This window comes from Polaromonas sp. P1_G2, assembly GCF_056405515.1.
On sequence record NZ_JBFUBY010001642.1, the window covers coordinates 1 to 373 of the forward strand.

At 53.6% G+C, this 373-nt stretch carries 1 protein-coding gene; it reads right to left on the reverse strand.

Translation table 11 applies throughout. The features are described from left to right. Window positions 1-155 precede the first annotated feature (155 nt). Entirely contained in the window at window positions 156-359 is a 204-nt protein-coding gene (locus AC1D0P_RS31925) for a hypothetical protein (protein ID WP_477680387.1), read from the reverse strand. Window positions 360-373 lie beyond the last annotated feature (14 nt).

The window sequence follows — 373 nt, forward strand, 5'->3', positions numbered from 1 at the left end:
TCTGAGGACGGGATGAAAGGCGCTTTATAGGCAGGCATGGCTATTCCTTGACCCGTATATTGGTTCTGTCATCGAACCCTACGACGGATCGAGTGCCTTTGTTTCACAAGCTTGGTCACAACAACGTGAAAACCGTAATATTTTTGATTTGCCGGCTATTTCTTGTATTTCGAGCGCAGCCAGAGCACGACAAAGAAGAACATCACGATCGCCATTCCCGCCGCAAAGCCGAGCACCGGGGAATAGGCGCCGATGCCCAGCACGATTTTCGGCATGAAGTAGACACCAAGGCCCGCGACCAACAGAATGATGCCGGCGGCGATCGCCGTGTTGCGCGTCTCGTGCTTATCTTCGGCCATGCGCGGTCACTATC

What these genes read in the sequence shown, in the direction of transcription:
- AC1D0P_RS31925 (WP_477680387.1), bottom strand. Translation starts at nt 359, where the DNA reads ATGGCCGAAGATAAGCACGAGACGCGCAACACGGCGATCGCCGCCGGC.